This is a genomic window from Hahella chejuensis KCTC 2396, from assembly GCF_000012985.1.
Classification (GTDB): domain Bacteria; phylum Pseudomonadota; class Gammaproteobacteria; order Pseudomonadales; family Oleiphilaceae; genus Hahella; species Hahella chejuensis.
Window position 1 is genome coordinate 7,110,374 of record NC_007645.1, and the last position, 18,127, is coordinate 7,128,500.

General features: G+C 52.7%; 13 protein-coding genes and 1 tRNA gene. 10 read left to right on the forward strand and 4 right to left on the reverse strand.

Annotation, left to right across the window (positions count from 1 at the left end; all coding sequences use genetic code 11):
- The first annotated feature begins 76 nt into the window (after positions 1-76).
- The 5 genes from HCH_RS31580 to HCH_RS31600 all read left to right on the forward strand — a co-directional run bounded on the left by HCH_RS31580 (position 77) and on the right by HCH_RS31600 (position 7,412).
- Positions 77-3,397, forward strand: a complete 3,321-nt coding sequence (locus HCH_RS31580; RefSeq protein WP_011400664.1) for a DEAD/DEAH box helicase — start codon at positions 77-79, stop codon at positions 3,395-3,397.
- Positions 3,398-3,408: 11 nt separating this feature from the next.
- A complete protein-coding gene (locus HCH_RS31585; protein WP_011400665.1) occupies positions 3,409-4,344 on the forward strand; it encodes an ADP-ribosylglycohydrolase family protein in 936 nt (311 codons plus the stop codon).
- A 28-nt stretch (positions 4,345-4,372) separates the two neighbouring features.
- Positions 4,373-5,137, forward strand: a complete 765-nt coding sequence (locus HCH_RS31590; RefSeq protein ID WP_011400666.1) for a thioesterase II family protein — start codon at positions 4,373-4,375, stop codon at positions 5,135-5,137.
- 269 nt (positions 5,138-5,406) lie between these two features.
- A complete protein-coding gene (locus tag HCH_RS31595; RefSeq protein WP_011400669.1) occupies positions 5,407-6,276 on the forward strand; it encodes an RNA ligase family protein in 870 nt (289 codons plus the stop codon).
- Positions 6,273-7,412 (forward strand): AAA family ATPase, encoded by a 1,140-nt coding sequence (locus HCH_RS31600; RefSeq protein WP_011400670.1) that lies wholly within the window; start codon positions 6,273-6,275, stop codon positions 7,410-7,412. The genes HCH_RS31595 and HCH_RS31600 overlap by 4 nt, the downstream gene beginning before the upstream one ends.
- 1 nt (position 7,413) lies before the next feature.
- Here HCH_RS31600 and HCH_RS31605 read toward each other — a convergent pair whose 3' ends face one another.
- Entirely contained in the window at positions 7,414-7,623 is a 210-nt protein-coding gene (locus HCH_RS31605) for a hypothetical protein (protein WP_011400671.1), read from the reverse strand.
- A 508-nt stretch (positions 7,624-8,131) separates the two neighbouring features.
- On the opposite strand from HCH_RS31605, the gene HCH_RS31615 reads away from it, so the two are divergent.
- A complete protein-coding gene (locus HCH_RS31615; protein WP_011400672.1) occupies positions 8,132-8,455 on the forward strand; it encodes a hypothetical protein in 324 nt (107 codons plus the stop codon).
- A 645-nt stretch (positions 8,456-9,100) separates the two neighbouring features.
- Here the strand turns inward: HCH_RS31615 and HCH_RS31625 are convergent.
- Entirely contained in the window at positions 9,101-9,445 is a 345-nt protein-coding gene (locus HCH_RS31625) for a helix-turn-helix domain-containing protein (protein ID WP_011400674.1), read from the reverse strand.
- 289 nt (positions 9,446-9,734) lie between these two features.
- On the opposite strand from HCH_RS31625, the gene HCH_RS31630 reads away from it, so the two are divergent.
- Positions 9,735-10,667, forward strand: coding sequence for a hypothetical protein (locus HCH_RS31630; RefSeq protein WP_011400676.1), 933 nt, complete (start codon positions 9,735-9,737; stop codon positions 10,665-10,667).
- Here HCH_RS31630 and HCH_RS31635 read toward each other — a convergent pair.
- Entirely contained in the window at positions 10,664-12,511 is a 1,848-nt protein-coding gene (locus tag HCH_RS31635) for an ABC transporter ATP-binding protein (protein ID WP_041599060.1), read from the reverse strand. The two genes, HCH_RS31630 and HCH_RS31635, sit on opposite strands and share 4 nt — an antisense overlap.
- 325 nt (positions 12,512-12,836) lie before the next feature.
- On the opposite strand from HCH_RS31635, the gene HCH_RS31640 reads away from it, so the two are divergent.
- Both HCH_RS31640 and HCH_RS31645 read left to right on the forward strand, forming a co-directional pair.
- Positions 12,837-12,912, forward strand: a tRNA-Phe gene (locus HCH_RS31640).
- 15 nt (positions 12,913-12,927) lie between these two features.
- Positions 12,928-15,282: a hypothetical protein gene (locus HCH_RS31645; protein WP_041599061.1), complete on the forward strand. Its 2,355-nt coding sequence runs from the start codon at positions 12,928-12,930 to the stop codon at positions 15,280-15,282.
- 95 nt (positions 15,283-15,377) lie between these two features.
- Here the strand turns inward: HCH_RS31645 and HCH_RS31650 are convergent, their stop codons facing one another.
- Positions 15,378-16,538 (reverse strand): RNA ligase (ATP), encoded by a 1,161-nt coding sequence (locus HCH_RS31650; protein ID WP_041599062.1) that lies wholly within the window; start codon positions 16,536-16,538, stop codon positions 15,378-15,380.
- Between the two features lie 268 nt (positions 16,539-16,806).
- Here HCH_RS31650 and pepQ point away from each other — a divergent pair, with 268 nt between their 5' ends.
- The gene (pepQ, locus tag HCH_RS31655; protein ID WP_011400682.1) at positions 16,807-18,123 is read left to right on the forward strand and encodes a Xaa-Pro dipeptidase; all 1,317 of its coding nucleotides are present in this window, start codon (positions 16,807-16,809) and stop codon (positions 18,121-18,123) included.
- Positions 18,124-18,127 lie beyond the last annotated feature (4 nt).

Consider the following 18,127-nt stretch of genomic DNA (forward strand, 5'->3'; position numbering starts at 1 on the left):
ATCATGCGAATCCACTACGGGTGTTCTGGTAGGCTCGTCACTTCGTATTAATGCTTGATAAAGGTAGTGAGTTCGCATGTTGGTAAAGGAAAGCCTGATAGCTAAAGAGCTTGGCCACACCTATTTTGAACGGGGCGTAAAATATTTCAAACAGAAGCGCGTTACTGTGGTGGAATATGGTGAGGATCACGCCTCAGCGACAGTGCGGGGTTCTGGCGACAGTGCTTACCAGGTCTTGGTAACACTTGAAAATGGCGCCTATGGCCTGAGAATAGAAGGGGAATGCTCATGCCCTATTGGCTATAACTGTAAACACGTTGCAGCCACCCTGCTCGCCGTGAATGAAAGAAGCCCGGTTGCAGCGCAAAAGGATACCAGGTCTGACCATATCCCGTCTCACCACCCAGATGAAACGCTGGACCATCACGTCCGGCGTTGGCTTGACCAATTGGTCGACACCACAACAGAGAAGGCGACTCCCGATAGCGCCACTCAAGTTAGCGTGCTCTTTTTGCTGACGCGCAACCAAATGAACGGTAATGTCTGCGTCAACGTTATCCAGGCGCGCATTCTAAAGTCCGGCGCATACTCCACAAGAACCCAGCGTTACAATATCAGCGCCGCCTTTAACCAGAGTAAGCCAGCCGCCTTCCTGACCAAAGCTGACCTGGCGATCTTTAAGCGCCTGCTATGGTCGCAATGGGGCTCTGACCTACCGTTAACGGAAGAAAGCGGAGCAGAAGCCCTTCAGCGCATACTGGCGACTGAACGCGCGTACTGGGAAACTCCACAAGGGCCAAAGTTATTCAAAGGCGCGCCAGCGCAGGCGGAGTTTGAGTGGCGAGTGGATAGGGAGGGCGGACAAACACTGGAAATGGTCCCATCACATCTGATAATGGTCGCCACTGATCCGATCTACTATATCAATACCCACACTGGAGAATGTGGCCAGCTGCATAGTGAGCTGCCGCCGTCCATGCTGATGACGCTTAATCGCGCGCCCAGGTTATCCCCAGTGCAGGCGGGACAAGTACGCTCGCTTCTGGAGCAACGACTCCCCGGCGCACGACTTCCCAAACCCAAAGAGATAGCCGTCGAGAAGGACACCAAAGTCAAGCCGCAGGTTCATCTCACCCTTGGAGCGGCAAGCCCTTCTCAAGCTGGCTATTTTCCCTATAGAACGAGTCAAGCCGATATTCCCTACGCCAGGCTAGAGTTTTCCTATCGCGATATCCGCGTATCTTATGACTCCGATATTCAGCAAGTGACAACGGTCAAAGACAATACCCATCTCATCATTCCCCGGGATTTTCTTGTTGAAGAGACAGCCCTGCGCAAACTAAGAACTCTGGATATGCGCCCGCTCAATACTATCGAAACCTATCCGCTCGTCGATGAGGCGCATCAAATGGACCTGAGCTTTCCAAGCTTCGGAGAGTGGCACGGGTTCGCCCAGTACGGCATCCCCCTGTTAGAGAAACAAGGATGGCATATTACCATTGAGGAAGATTTTCCCTTCCAGTACATCAATACAGATGTGGAAGAACTCTCCTGGTATTCCAGTCTGGATGAAAGCGACAGCGACTGGTTCGATTTCGACCTCGGCGTGGAAGTCGACGGCGAGCGCATTAACCTGCTACCCGTTCTGTGCAACCTGATTAAAGACGCGCCGGAGGAGTGGGAGCTTCAGACACTGGCCGATTATCCTGGAGATAGCGATGTTCTGCTCCAGGTCGCCCCTGGCCGGTGGATCAAGCTGGATGTCGAGAGAGTCAGAAACCTGTTAGGCAGTCTCATTGAGCTGTACGACCATGATCCTCTGGTGAACGATAAATTCCGCCTGAAACGGGGACAGGTTGGCCAGCTTCTGGCGCTCAACGAGGCCATGGCTTCAGTCAGCCTGCGCTGGCTGGGCGCTGATAAACTGACACGCTTGATTGTTCGACTGAAGCAGCAGGAGCAAATGAGCCATGTCTTCCCCCCCGACTGGTTCAACGCCACCCTCAGAGACTACCAACAAGAGGGACTGAACTGGCTTGGCTTCCTTAGAGAAATCGAAATGGGCGGCATCCTGGCTGACGACATGGGGTTGGGGAAAACCATTCAGACCCTCGCCCTGCTCTCGGTGGAAAAAGCCCAGGGGCGGATGGATCGGCCCTGCCTGATCGTCGCGCCCACCAGCTTAATGAGCAACTGGCGTAAGGAAGCGGAAAAGTTCGCGCCTGGACTGAAAGTGCTCGTTCTGCACGGCTCCCAACGCGCCGAGCGCTTTGAACGCATAGCCGACAACGACCTGGTTTTGACGACCTATCCGCTACTGCCGCGCGACAGCGAATATCTGCTAAAGCAGGATTACCATTATCTTATTTTGGATGAAGCGCAAACCATCAAGAATCCAAAGGCGCAGGCCACCCAACTGGTACACAGGCTTGAAGCCCGCCATCGGCTGTGTCTGACTGGAACGCCGATGGAAAATCATCTGGGCGAGCTGTGGTCGTTGTTTAATTTCCTTACGCCGGGCCTGCTCGGGGACGATAGAAAGTTCAAAACCCTGTTCCGCACCCCTATCGAAAAACAGGGCGACCTTGAACGGCAACGCTTGTTATCTAGACGCATCAAGCCGTTTATGTTGCGCCGCACTAAACAAGAGGTCGCAACGGAGCTGCCGGAGAAAACAGAAATACAACGTACTGTCTTGCTGGAAGGAAAGCAGCGGGATCTTTATGAAAGTATTCGCGTCGCCATGGATAAAAAGATTCGCGACGCTATCGCCAAGAAAGGCGTTAAACGTTCTCATATAGAAATTCTGGACGCATTGCTGAAGCTGCGCCAAGTATGTTGCGATCCATCGCTGCTGAAACTGGACAGTGCGCGTAAAGTGAAAAGCAGCGCCAAACTGGATACGCTGATGTCCATGTTGCCCAGTCTGCTTGAGGAAGGCCGCAAAATACTGTTGTTTTCCCAGTTCACTTCTATGCTTGGATTGATTGAAGCGCAATTAGACAAAGCCGGTATCGAGTACGTAAAACTGACAGGCGCGACGAAAGACAGAGATACGCCTGTCAATCGGTTTCAAAACGGAGAGGTCTCTTTGTTTCTGATTAGCCTTAAAGCAGGCGGCGTGGGCTTAAATCTAACCGCGGCGGACACCGTCATCCATTACGACCCCTGGTGGAATCCCGCCGTTGAAAACCAGGCGACCGACCGCGCCTATCGCATCGGCCAGGATAAGCCGGTGTTCGTTTACAAGTTGATCACAGAAGGAACCGTGGAAGAAAAAATCGTCGAATTACAAAAGCAGAAACAAGCGCTGGCGGATAATCTACTTGCAGACAAAGCTGAAAAGTTCACCTTCGATGAAGAAGAGCTGCGTAAGTTATTCGCCCCGGTTGAATAGGGTATAAGTACATGACTGGACAACCAGATAGAAACAACCTCGACAAATACCAGGGCTGCCTGCTTGGTCTTGCGGTGGGCGACGCCGTGGGCACGACGTTGGAGTTTCGCCCGCGCGGCTCATTCGAGCCTATCGACGATATGGTCGGCGGCGGCCCATTCGGGCTGCTGGCGGGACAGTGGACTGACGACACCTCCATGGCGTTATGTCTGGCGGAGTCCCTGCTGACCAGACAGGGCTTTGACGCGGCGGACCAGATGACCCGCTATTGCAACTGGTGGCAGTGGGGCTATTTCAGCAGCACCGGAAACTGCTTTGATATCGGCAACACAGTGCGCGGCGCTCTCCAGCGCTTTCTGGACAGCGGCGAGCCTTACTCCGGCTCACTGGACGCGCATAGCGCCGGCAATGGCTCCATTATGCGTCTGGCGCCGGTCGCCATGTATTACAGCCCTCGTATCGAGCAGGTCGTGCAATACTGCGGCGAAAGCTCACGCACCACTCACGGCGCCAATGAATGCGTGGACGCCTGCCGTTTGATGGGCGTTATCCTGCATCAGTTGCTGACTGGCGACGCCAAAGAGGATGTGCTGGAAGATCCCATGTATGTGCCCTACACCGACAAGGTCGCACAGATCTCCATGGGGGATTACCTGAATAAAAGCGAAAGCGAAGTGCGCGGTACCGGCTACGTGATTGACGCTCTCGAAGCCGCCCTGTGGTGTTTCGCCCATACGGACAACTTTCAGGACGCAGTGCTGAAAGCGGCGAACCTTGGCGACGACGCCGACACCACCGCCGCCATCGTCGGCCAGATCGCCGGGGCCTACTATGGCGTCAACGGCATTCGCCAGGACTGGCTGGATAAACTGCATATACGCGACGACATCGCCGCCATGGCGGAACAGTTACACGCAGCGCAGCCGGTGAAAGAACCGCAGGCATAACGTCCGACGCCTATACAAGGAGTTTAGAATGCCACATCGTATGCAGGAACGCTGGTTCATGCCCGCGCCCCAGGCAGGCAAATCGATCAGACTATTCTGCTTTCCCTACGCCGGCGGCAGCCCCAATGCATTCCGAAGCTGGGTAAAGCGCTTTCCAGACGACATGGATGTGGTCGTGGTGCGCCTGCCCGGCCGCGAAAACCGCATCAGCGAAGCGCCTTTCAGCGAATGGCCGCCATTAGTGGAGTCGGTGTTACAAGCAATCGTCCCCTACCTGAATCAACCTTTCGCCTTCTTCGGGCACAGCTTCGGCGGCCGCGTTATCTTCGAGTTGACCCGACGCCTGCAATCCTATGGCGGACCATTACCGGAACATGTGTTTATTTCCGGCTGTCGCTGTCCTCATCTGAGCAGTCACCAGCCGTTCATCCACCAGCTGCCAATGGAAGGGCTGATAGAAAGAATCCGCCAAATGAACGGCGCCCCGGAGGCGGCGCTACAGGACCAGCAACTGATGGCGTTGATGGAGCCCATGCTGCGTGCGGATTTCAAACTTTCAGAATGCTGGAGCGGCGACAAGTCACAGACATTACGGGTTCCCATCACCGCTCTAAGCGGGCAGGACGACCCTATCGACGCGTCCGCGCGCATGCAGGAGTGGGAAGATTACACCAGCGGCGGATTTCAATTGCGCACGTTCCCCGGGGACCACTTTTTCATCCGCAGCAGCGAACAGGAAGTCACCGCCTTTATCAGCCAGACGCTTTTGGAAAACGCATTGCTTCCGGCTTAAGGCTGGGCGCATGCGTCAGTCCCTACTGGAAACTTTGACTCATCGCCGCTAAACTTTTGCGTTTTCCACTTCAGGTCTACCCAGTTCACATCGGATACGGTCATGTAATGGCGATCGCACCCTCAATTTCAGCTTCTGCTAAGGCGTCTTAACTGACGACGCTATTGTTTCGCCTCGTCTTCAGCGCATAGCAAGCTGACTCTTTTGAATCTCCGCAGGACGTTTTCCTGTAGAGGAATCAATACGGATTTTGTTTTTGAGGAGGCGGTATGTTTATCCGCAAATATCCCCGCACGCCCCACCTGCAAGGGTCGCGGCTACAGCCGGGGGACAGCGCATCGGATCAGATTCCCTTTGCGCAACTGACCGGGCGCTATCTGGTCATCGAAGAAAAACTCGACGGAGCCAACGCCGGCGTCAGTTTCGACGCATCCGGCGCACTGCGCCTGCAAAGTCGGGGGCATGTGCTGACCGGCGGCGGGCGCGAGTCGCAATTCGCGCAGTTTAAGTCCTGGGCCACGGTGCATCAGGAGCGTTTGTTCGAAATTCTGGGAACCCGTTACACCCTGTACGGGGAATGGATGGCGTCGAAGCACACGGTATTTTATGACCGCTTGCCGCATCTATTCGCTGAATTCGATATTCTCGACACCGAGACCGGTGAGTTTCTCTCCACCTCCGCGCGTCGACGCATGTTAAAGGATTCACCGGTGCTTTCCGTTCCGGTTTTATATGCCGGCCTGGCGCCCAGGCGCTTGGCGGAACTGCAAAAACTGGTGCGCCCGTCGCTGGCGAAAACCGCACAATGGCGCAACAGCCTGGAGCGGGTCGCCCATCAGGAAGCGCTGGATTTCGATCTGGTCAAACGACAGACCGACAACTCGGATTTGTCCGAAGGCCTGTATATCAAAATAGAAGAAGAGGGTCGTACGGTCGGCCGCTTGAAGTGGGTGCGCCATGATTTTATTCAGGCCATTCTGGACAGCGGCAGCCACCATCTTAACCGGCCGATTTTCCCCAACCAGCTGGCGCAGGGCGTGGATATGTACGCCTCTCAGCTTACCTTGAAATGGGAGGATCTCGGCCACGATGAGCCGGAGTCACAGGAACCGAGCGCAGCAGAGGAGAAAAGCTCATGATCGACTATCAGCAACTCCAAAACTGGATGCCCGCCAATAACGACGAGCCGGATTGGCGAGCGTTGTGGGAGGGGTTGCCAGATCTGCAGCCCTTGGCGACTACGCCCCAGGACCCCTACTACCATGCGGAAGGAGACGTGTGGACGCACACCAAAATGGTGGTGAACGAGCTGTTGGCGGGGGAAACTTATCAACAGGCGGATGCGGAGCAGCGCTTTGTGCTGTTCTACGCCGCCTTGTTGCACGATATCGCCAAACCGGCCACCACCATCGTGAAACCAGATGGCGGCGTCGGCAGCCCCAGACACTCCCGGCGCGGCGCGGTGGACGCCCGGATTCTGCTATGGCGGGCCGGCGTTCCTTTTGCTTTGCGGGAGCGCATTTGTCGCATTATCGCCCAGCATCAGGTTCCGTTTTTCATCTTCGACGACCGGGCGCAACGACGTCCCGAGTTTCTGGCGCATCGCATGTCCTGGGAAGTGAGCCTGCAGGAGCTTTATGCGGTGGCGCTGGCGGATATGAGCGGCAGAACCTATGAGAAAAAAGCGGATAGCATTGCAGACATCGCGCTGTTCCGTGAGCTTGCGCTGCAAGAGTCCTGCTGGGAGCAACCCCGCGGCTTTCCCGATGAAGTAGTGCGTCAGCAATACTTTCGCTCCGAGGGCGCCACAGCGGCGGATTATGGATACCAGCAACCGGAAGGCTCCGAGGTAGTTTTGTTATGCGGGCTACCCGCCTCAGGCAAGAATACCTGGGCGAGCCGACATCGACCTGACTGGCCTACCGTTTCCTATGACGACGCGCGTGGGGAGATGGGCCTCAAATATGGTCAGAATGAAGGTAAGGTCGCCCACCACGCCATCGATATGGCCAAAGAGCATTTGCGACGCAAGCAGCCCTTTGTGTGGAACGCCACGCACCTGTCGCAGGAAATGCGCAGCAACGCCCTGGACCTGTTGTACGCCTACCATGCGAAAATCCGCATCGTCTATCTGGAAGCTGCAGAGAAAACCTTGCGCGCCCGCAATCGCAAACGGGATAGCACGGTCACCGACAAAGTGATCGACCGCCTGCTATATCGCTGGGAAATTCCATTGCCGAGCGAGGCGCATTGGGTGGAGTACGTGGTGGAGTAGGTTATGCCCTCTTCTTACTGTTATCATCACTACTGTGAACCAAGCGAGGCTTCCTCTCCTCGGGACGATACTCCTCGATTTCGTCAGGAAACGCTTCAGCATCACTGGAATTTAAAGACTTTTCTCCGCCGAATATAACACCGCGTTCATCGAAATCAGCAGGACCGTGCTTGAACATATCGTCAACAACGGACTGGGTTTCTTTGCGCACCCATTCCTCAAGCTCTTTCGTTCCCGGTTTCGGACGGCCTCTTTCAGAGGGTTCACCCCCCGTATCTCTAGGCCCATTGGATTAGACGATTTTCACGGTATTGCTTCCTTACCACTTTGATTAGAACCTTTGCCTTTATTGGAAGACATCTGACCACAGCATTACCGAAGCAGGATCGGAAAATGAGTTATAAGGATTTATTCGTAAAATACCTTTTTTACACAACCGCAAGTCCCGATGATTTCTGGCTTGAGATGATGCCATCTCACATCTATAGGGCAAGCAAAAGCGGCAGCCAACCAAAATTTCTGACAAGAGATAGGTTAAGGACTGCCGACTTCAAAATGGCCTTTGACCCACTCGTAGACAACGCACTTCTGATTCCTTCCCCCAACAAAGGGCTATCATTCGCCGACTCGATAGTGAATCCGAGTTTATTGCGAAGATAAATTCTCTTGTGCAGCAGAAACGATATATTTGCACCAAGGTAAAAATTTAGGGTCAAAATATGGATTCAAAATTAATTGAGTTTCCGCGAGATCTTTTTAAAGAAGTTCGCAGGATAGCCGCCAGAGAAAGCTTTCCTTTAGCACTGGCTATTTTAGATCGTTACGATAACGACACCCAATCGATAGCAGTTAATCAAGAGGAAGCTCAACACTTGGTTGACGTTGTAGGTTATGAAGCAACCAGAGTCAGCCTTAAATGTCCTTATACCGATGAGCATCCCGACTATGATGACGAATTAGCAGAAGAGTGGGACGAAGTTTGTCAAAGCATCCACCCGCATACCGTCAACTGCTTCAAGCAGCACTTTGAGATAGACGAATAGGTTGCTTCTAATGACAACAGGGAAAGTACAAGGACCTGACAATGACAAATAGTAAAAGACCCGATCCTGACTCCATAAGCATCGAAGATGTCATACAGTACATGAAAGGGAGAGTTGACGAAATTTTCAGCCACCCTCCCATGGAAAACCAGCCCGATATGCCATTCGGTTCCCCCGATCTGCTTTTTAAGTCAGACGCAGAGCCCATTGGTTCCTAGATAACAGACATGACCAATTGCGCGCATATGGGAAAGAAGCGGAAGACTTCAGGAATGCAAACTAATGCCTAAGCATACACACCCACCAGAATGGATAAAGTCTTCAAAGCCTGACAAGGCTGGACAATACCTTGTTGCCATTGAGTATCCTATGGGCATGGGGATCATAGCTTGTTACTACTACTCTCTTGTTGAGGGGTGGTCGCATCAGGACCCCAATGAGACTATCGTCGCATATATGAGGCTTGATGACGCAATAGACGCTCTGCCCTCGCCCTGGGATGATGAGTCATAGAAAACTAGACACCATCACCGCCAATGAATAACGGGCGTTATCGCCCATTTTCTTATTCTCTGCCGCCAGCGCTCGGGCGAAAATCATCCACTAGCCTCGCCAGACGCTTAACGAAGCCCACGTCCATTGTCATCAGCATGCGGACCAGGTATTGAAAATCTCCGTCGCTGTTCCAGCGCGCAAACAGGTCACATCCTGCAGCAACTGCTGCCCCTTGTGCCTGCTCGGCCCCTGGACTCCCGCAAGAAACCAGATCGGCCACTGCTGATAAAGCACGCACAACTTGGTCAGCTCCCCTAAGCCCGGCAGCTCTGACCGCTCCGTCAGCACCCACTTTGCATATTTTGATCGCTGCACACCAATGGCGTCGGGGACTTGTTGTTGTGTGTATCCATAGTATTCCTGCGCCTGGCGCAGCCTCAGTTTGAACCCCTCCCTGTCGAACTGAACGTCATCATGAAACAGTTCAGGGATCATTTTTTTTAACCCAATGTTATAGATCAGTACATTTTCATGGTACGACCACCGGAATTGTTAGGCCACGGAACATCCTCGGGGTTTGCAAAAATTTGAAATACCGTATAACAACGTTTACGAACCAAGGGTCCGAGACGGTCCCTTGACTCTTGATAGGCTGTCGCCAGAAAATCTACCAACTTTACAGTTCAGTCATGTGTCTGTATCACTTGGTAGAAATGATGCCTGCCGCTGCGGAAGCGGTAAAAGGTACAAAAACTGTTTTCTCAACACATCTAATGAGCCAGGAATGAAAGAAAAAAGTCAGAATCCCTTCGAGAAGTTACTCGGGTTAAAAGATCTGCCGCCCTTTCAATCCCCAGAGGAATTGCAAAGGCATGTGGAACGAGCCATTTATGCAAGGAATTCACAACCTTTAGAGGACTTAGCAGGCCTGTCCGCAGCGCAGATGTACGACCTGCTGTACCACCCCTATGATTCGCCTGAAATCGTCCGCTTTCCGGAAATCCCTGACGCAGACGTCGACGCGCCGATCATCACGCTATTCCTGTTGCTGGCCGAGCAGATCGGGGAACAAGGAATAAAGCCTACCGCTAAAGGCAATTTACCTCGCAAACTATGCCAGGAAACAGCGCTGGCTTATTGGGGCGAGGAGCTTTATCTGGAGGACAGGAAGTACGGGGCCATCAACCAGGAAGAGCAATTTTTTGAGCTGCATCTTACGAAATTGATCGCCGAGCTGGCGGGCCTGATTCGCAAATATAAAGGCAAGTTGATACTGAGCCGGAAGTGCCGGGATTGGTTGGGCCGGAACAACAAGGGGAAGATTTATCACGAGTTGCTCAGAGCCTATACCGAGAAGTCTAACTGGGCGTACGTAGACGGCTATCCAGAGCTTTATATCATCCAGCGGTCATTTGTTTTTACCCTGTACTTACTTAAGAAGTACTCTAATGAAAAAAGGGGGAGTACATTTTATGAAGACTGCTTCATAAAAGCCTACCCCGACGCCCTGAAAGAATTACCAAATAACCCGATGCTGGGACCGAACCATAGAGACCACACTTTGAGAAGCGCATACAGTAATCGAGCGTTGTTCCGCTTCGCGCACTTTTTTGGTCTGGTGACTGTTGAGCGCGTCAGTACAGGTTATATGACCAGCGAGCTGCTAATCCAAGGACTTCCATTGTTGGACAGGGCTGTTCAATTCCCGCCAGGCTAGGTAACGAGTTCACCCTCTTCAATCCCCAAAAACCCGCCGGTCTGATGCGCCCATAACTGGGCGTAAATTCCGCCGTTATTGATCAAATCCTGGTGTGAGCCCTGTTCGATGATAGCGCCGTCATCAAGCACGATCAGGCGATCCATAGCAGCTATTGTGGAAAGACGATGCGCAATGGCGATAACGGTTTTACCTTCCATCAGTTCATACAGGCTGCGCTGAATCGCCGCTTCCGCTTCGGAATCCAGCGCGGAAGTGGCCTCATCCAGAATCAGAATCGGCGCATCTTTCAACAGAACGCGAGCGATGGCGATACGTTGACGCTGTCCGCCTGAGAGTTTCACTCCGCGCTCGCCGACCTGGGCGTCGTAGCCTCTCCTTCCCTGTGGATCAGACAAAGTCTGAATAAAATCATGCGCCTCCGCCTTTTTCGCGGCGGCGATCATCTCTTCTTCCGTGGCGTCAGGGCGACCGTAAAGAATGTTATCCCGTACAGACCGGTGCAGCAGCGAGGTATCCTGGGTCACCATACCGATATGCTCACGCAGACTCTCCTGGCTGACTTCGCTGATATCCTGGCCATCAATGAGAATACGTCCCTGCTCCAGGTCGTAAAAGCGCAGCAGCAGATTCACCAGGGTGGATTTACCGGCGCCGGAACGCCCCACCAGGCCGACTTTCTCGCCGGGCTTGATATCCAGGGTTAGTTGTTCGATGACGCCCTCGCCTTTGCCATAGTGAAAGCCGATTTTATCGAACCTGATATGCCCCTTAGTCGCCTGCAGTCGACGCGCATCGGGTCGGTCCGTCACTTCCTGCGGTTTGGACAAGGTATTGATGCCATCCGCCACGGTGCCGATATTTTCAAACAACGCGCTGACTTCCCACATGATCCACTGCGCCATGCCGTTCAGGCGCAAAGTCAGACTCACGGCGATAGCTATCGCGCCTACCGTGATAGCGCTCTGCGTCCACAACCAGATCGCCAGCCCCGTTATGACGAAAGTCAGTAGATAATTCAAGGTATGCACACTGACGTTGACGCCCGTCACCAGTCGCATTTGCCGTCTGACTGTCTTTAGAAACCCCTCCATACTCTCTTGCGCATAATCCGCTTCCCGCTGGGTATGGGAAAACAGTTTCACAGTAGTGATGTTGGTGTAACTATCAACGATACGACCCGTCATTGCTGCGCGAGCATCCGCGTTTTTCATCGAGTTACGCTTGAGCTTGGGAACAAAGTAAAGCTGCAGACAGACATAAGCGCCCAGCCAAACCATCATGGGAATCAACAAGCGCGAATCCGCATTGCCGATCATCACCAGCATGGTGCTAAAATACACCAGCACATACACCATAATGTCCAACAACTTCATCACGGTTTCCCGCACCGCTAGAGAGGTTTGCAGCACCTTGGTGGCGATGCGGCCGGCGAAATCATTCTGATAGAAAGACACGCTCTGTTTAAGCAAATAACGATGCGCCTTCCAGCGAATCTGCATAGGATAATTCGCCAGCAATGTCTGATGAATCAACAGCGCCCGGAATAAGACGCCAATAGGCAGGCCCACCAGGACCACCAATGTCATGATCAGTAAACGGCCGCCCTCCTCCTGAAACAACGTCTCAGGATTCTTGTCCACCAGCCAGTCCACCAACTGCCCCATAAATCCAAACAATGAAACTTCCAATAACGCCAGAAACGCAGACGTCAGCGACATCAGGAATAACGGAACTTCCATCCCCCGCGTGTAATAACGGCAAAACGCGAACAACCCAGTAGGCGGCTGCTCCGGTTCCTCAGGCGGAAAGGGCTTAATAAACTTTTCAAATAAACTCAGCATAGAAACAATCCACATCCATCGGATCAAACAACAGGGTTAGCAGTGTGCAAAGCAGCGAAGAACAAAGAGCGATCGGCGCAAGCATGGCGCCCGGAAAGCGTGACGTAAAGCCAGAGACAAATCAGAGTAACCAAGGATTGAGGGAAATGTAAGGCGGGTTATTGCTTAATGAAATTCTAAATTCAGGCCTTACGGCCGCTGGCCACTTCTCTCAATGCTGGGTCTACCTTCACCAGATTGGTAATGAGTTGATTACACGCTATAAAAAGAATAGAAGTAATCGTTATACTCTAGCCTCAATGACACGGACGCAATGAAGAACTGTTCCGGGGTAGCTCAGTATGGAGAGCGCTCGGCTGAATTCCGAGAGGGCGCTGGTGCAAATCCAGCCCCCGGACCCATCCATAAGACTGGATATGCCAAGTAATAAAAAGCCTGAAAAAGACAAAATCACCATTGATGCTGCTTACCCTGAATTTCAGCTATCAAAGGCTCTGCAAAATAATCTTAGCAATCCGTCCCACAGCTCAGGGCAGAAAGTGGCGCGATGGGAGAACATTCTCGCGAGCATGTATTCTGGCGAGTTGAGTATAGGCTCTCGAACTCCCGTCTCCAATACGCCTGCATGGGTGACATTGGAAGTTGCGACTGGCGGATTTGCGACTGGGACTTTCTTAGCCGGAGGGCCGTTAACGGAGGACGAGATTGCCTTTGCGAAAAGGCTAACGCTTCCAATAAATACAGCAACAAGGGCCGCCCTGAACAGTTACTTTTTAAGCGAAGAAGGCGTAAAGCTCCTAAATCAACATATCTCTGAGGGCCGGTTTTCCATCAGCGTTCCAGAGGAAGGAGCCCTGGCAATTGTTGCTTGGCTGCTTGAACACGGAGATGTGTCAGGCGCTAAATCGATTCTTGCAGAAATACTTCCTTTTTTCTCCGAACTAAAGTTCTATCCCAATCTTTCCGGTCAGTTTACTGCAAGTAATGGATTTGTATTTCTACAACCTGTCAGATCAGCCATAGAAAAGCTTAACAACGTCGAAGCAAATAAGCGCATCACCGCACAAGAAGAAGCAATCCGAATTTGGATTCCTTTATATGACCAACTCGTCGGACTGCTCATTGAAACCGTGGAAGGTGAATTGCCTTCAGTTAGGGTGAATGATTCAGGAAAGCCAGTACGAGACCACCTCGGCCACTATGACCTAAAAGGTGGGTTTCCTGGTAAGAGATTTCCCGCGGGTTGGACTGAACGCGCTACATCCTTATCCGGGCGCCATGAACAAATGGCTTCGCAACATACTTTAGGCAGTCGAAGATTGAAAGCCGGTTCAGTCCATGCGCGAATGCTGGCTTTTCTTAAACAATGTATTGATAGCCCAACAACACTGCATAAACGGGATCGCGGATATGTTCGTTTACACTTGGCGCGCTATATCGCCAAACGAGGCGCGCCAGGAGAGGATAAGCAACTTGTGTCACGACTCAGGCAGTCTCAGCAGTGTAGACCAGAAAAGTACCATGAAATTGCAAAAATCCTGGTACAGCGATTAATACCTCTTCCTCAGAATAAAGGACTTGAATATGTCGGGCGCGCCATTGCCCCCATCACTTCGGATGAATCGACGCACAACGCTCCTGCTGGATCATTGATCCCCCGACATTTAGCCAAGAAAGTGGAACGCACCCAAATCGCCACTATCGACCAGCTTATACAGCAAGGCTATATCACCTCTGCGGATGCTATTGCTAACGTATTACCGCAATTGACTGCAAATATAAGAGCTTCCTGCTTTGACGATTCTGGGCTGAAGAATATTTACTCAAGTATTTATCAGGCTTTTCGGCAACGCCGCTCTTTGCTGCTTATTAACTTACAAAACCAAGTTCAGCTGACTGAACTTCCGTGGATTTCAAAGGTAGAAAAGTACCGTAATACCAAACCAAGAAACCAAGAGTTAGCGATAACTATTCTGTCGGATATAGTTATCTTGGCGCTTGTAAATTTTCCTTATTCTATTCTTCCAAATAAGCTGCTTCAGGAAATTAGAAGCTTGGCTGACCAGGCAAAGCTCAAAGTTCCTATTGTCGATGAAATAGCCGCCGATATTTTCATGGGCGAGTTCACTCAGAAGTATGCGAATGCCTGTGAGTACGCCGCCGAACTGCTTCAGGACACACTATATGCAAGGTACTACAACGTAGACGGCCCATCTTCTATTAAGAAAACGTTGTTTGGCGGCAGAAGCATGACTGCCAAAAACTTTTCCAGCTTATGTTCAAAACGCGCTGGCGCTCCTGGGAAGGGTTGGAGTGTAGCCAGCAACGCCATCGTTATTGAGCAACAACAGATATTAACCACACAGAACCTGGCGGTACTGTTTCAGGTTTTGGGGTTAAAGACTAAGTTGGGAGAAAATCTATCACTCATGGTGAAAGACTGTTTCAAGTGGGTATGTAGACGCCAGCAGTTAAAAATGGATAGTAGCCATACTGGGCTTAACATAATGAAAAAAAGCGCCTATGCGTGGCGACAAATGATTTTTTTCCTAACACAGCTGCCACCGGAAGAGCATCATGATCACGTATCCTGGATGCAATCGCATTTGTCGGAGCAAGCGCCTGAGTTCAGGAGGCGGTTCGCTCCCGTAATGACAGGTCTTCAGTTAGCTGTGAACGGTCAGCGCCTGCAAAAGACAGATTCAGAGGCAATACAGTTTTTAGGTTGGGCGGTAGGGAAACATCCTTTAATGCCATCAAACATCCCCTGACTCGGTTTACTTTCAAGCTTAACAGAGCGGAGGCGGCAGTCTCCCGATCCGCCTCATCGCCTTTACAGGGCTCAATTCGCACCGTCTCAAAAAAATCAACTAAACTCCGTCCCACCCTTCCGGCACAGGTACGCTGCGCTCACGGACTTCAAACACACGCGGCCGAGTTCCGGGTCGCGTCTTTCTTTGGTCGGGGTGATGACGATGCCTTCGCGGATGTGGTCGGCGTCGAGTTTGGTGGCGCCGTCGGTATGTTCTCTCATGACTTCCTGTGAGAAGGGGCCGCGGTAGAGAATGGGGACGGTTTGGACGCCGAGTTGTTCCGCCATCGCCTGCAGCGCGTCGAAGTCGTGGTAGCGTTGGGCGCCGCGGTAGCCGCTGGCGAGGGCGAACAGGCGGAAGCCTAGATCTTTGCCATACGCCAGATCCTGAACGCCAGGGCCGAATGTCTCGCCCAGAATGAACAAGGGCTCATCCTCCACTCGCAATTCCCCGCTCGCCAACAAAGCGTCGATCACCGCCACCATGCCGGTGGTGGCGCGTACGTAGACATTCGCGCTGTTGCCGTCGGTATTCGCAAGCACCAGGCCTTTGGCGCCGAGACCTTTGGAAAAGATCAACACATTGCGTTTAACGCCGAACGCCTCTTGGTGAGCGTCTTTTTCTGGCAAGATAGCGACGCCGGTAAATGTGCCGTGCAGCTTTTCGGTGAACACGACTTCTTCGCCGTCCTGCAGAATATCCGGATAGGACTTCCAGTTTTCCACATCAAAATGGACCGTCAAGCGCTGTCCGGCGTTAAAAATGTCGCCCGCCATGGAAGTCGGAATGGGCGGCTCATATTTTTCTACACCCAACAGTTCAGCGACACATTGCCCTTCTTCCACCGGGCTTGAGCGCATCAGTTCGGAATCCCCGTCGCTGTGTTCAATCACGGCGGTGTCGCCGTCCATACGCACGGGATAGCAGACGCCCTGGCTCAGTTCACCGCGCAGTTTGATGGCGGTAATGCGATTGCCGTCTTTGCCGTTCAGGCGTCCAACGCCTTTCTCGGCGTTCCAGAAATTCAGTTTTTTCAATAGCCACTGAGGCAGCAGCGAGGCCTCTGGGATGTAAGCGATCAAGTCCCCGGATTGGAACTCGCCTTTTTTGACGATAGAGCGATAGCCGTCAATCACGGCGAACTCAATCGCGTCTGCATTCGGATGCGGCTCAATTTGACGTATACGTTTTATAGGTACAGAAAATTTAGACATAAAAAATAAGCGTGCCTGCTTCATTCCCGGCGAACAGCACAAACGGCGGGATACTAAAAATCGAAAAGGGGGTGTGCTTTTGCAGCGCAATGTGTAATTGCGCTCAGCATTGTATGCGTTACGCCAGAAATCTTCTAACTAATACTGTGACAGGCTGTTCGATTCCGACAGGAAAATACAACCTGGGCAAGTCGGACGCCCCACTTTCATGCACGCCGCCAACAGGAGTAGACTTGTTCCTTTTGGGGATCAGGCAGAGGCTTTTTCAATGAGTGATTCGGCATATCAAAACCATTTATCCATCCTGCGTAAACGCTTTGATCAGGCTCTGCTTGAGACGGACTTCGACGGCGTCATCCTGGCGTCAGGCCGATTGACCTATTATTTCGGCGACGACCACTCCCACCCTTTTCATCCCTACGCCATGGCGCAGCAGTGGGCCCCGTTCGACTTGATGCCGGATGTGTTTATCCATATTCAGCGTGGCGAAACGCCGCGGTTATTGTGGCCGGCGAAGCAGGACTTCTGGCATGTGGTCTACCCCATTCCAGAGGGTGGCTGGTGCGATCAGTGGCGCGTAGAGCCGGTAAGCTCCTTACAGGAATGGCTGCCGCAGATCAGCGGCAAAACCGCCTGGATCGGCCCGGAATATAACGAAGCGCCAGGGCTCAATCCGAATCTGAGCGTCAACCCGGAAGCGCTGCTGCACAGACTGAATTATCAGCGCGCCTATAAAACCGAGTTTGAAATAGACTGTTTGTGGCGCGCCAACCAGGCCGGCGCAGCGGGACACAAAGCGGCGCAGGCCGCGTTCCTGACGGGGAAAAGCGAGTGCGACGTCTATCGCGACTTTCTCGCCGCCAGCGGCCAGTTGTCCAACCAGGAGCCCTATCCCGGCATCGTGGCGCTGAATGAAAACGCGGCAGTGCTGCATTACGAGAAGAAAAACCCTCTAAAACCTGACGCCATGCGCACGCTATTGATCGACGCCGGCGCCGCATATGGCGGCTACGCCAGCGACATCACCCGCACTTACACGGCGGGTAGCGGCTTGTTCGCCGAGCTGATCGAGCGCGTCAACACGCTGCAACTGTCCATCGCCGCTCAGGCCGTGCATGGCAAAGCCTTCAGCGAATTGCATCAGGCCACGCTGGCGGGCGTCGCCAATATCCTGCATGAGACTCGCATTTGTTCTTTAAGCGTTGAAGCGCAGTTGGACAAGCGCATCCCACAGGTGTTTTTCCCTCATGGTCTGGGACATCTGCTGGGATTGCAGGTGCATGACGTGGGCGGCCATCAGCAGGATAAAACAGGGACTCTGCGCAAGCCGGACGAGTCCGCGCCTTTCCTGCGTCTGACCCGCACATTGGAAAAAGACATGGTGATCACCATCGAGCCGGGCCTGTATTTCATTCCCATGCTGCTCGACAACATGGTGAAAAATATCGCCGGCCACGGCTGCGACCTAGATCTGATAGAGACACTGAAGCCCTATGGCGGCATTCGCATCGAAGACAATGTGGTGGTGCAGGAGGGACGCAGCCGCAACCTGACTCGCGAGGCGTTCTCCGCACTTCTGGCTTAACGCC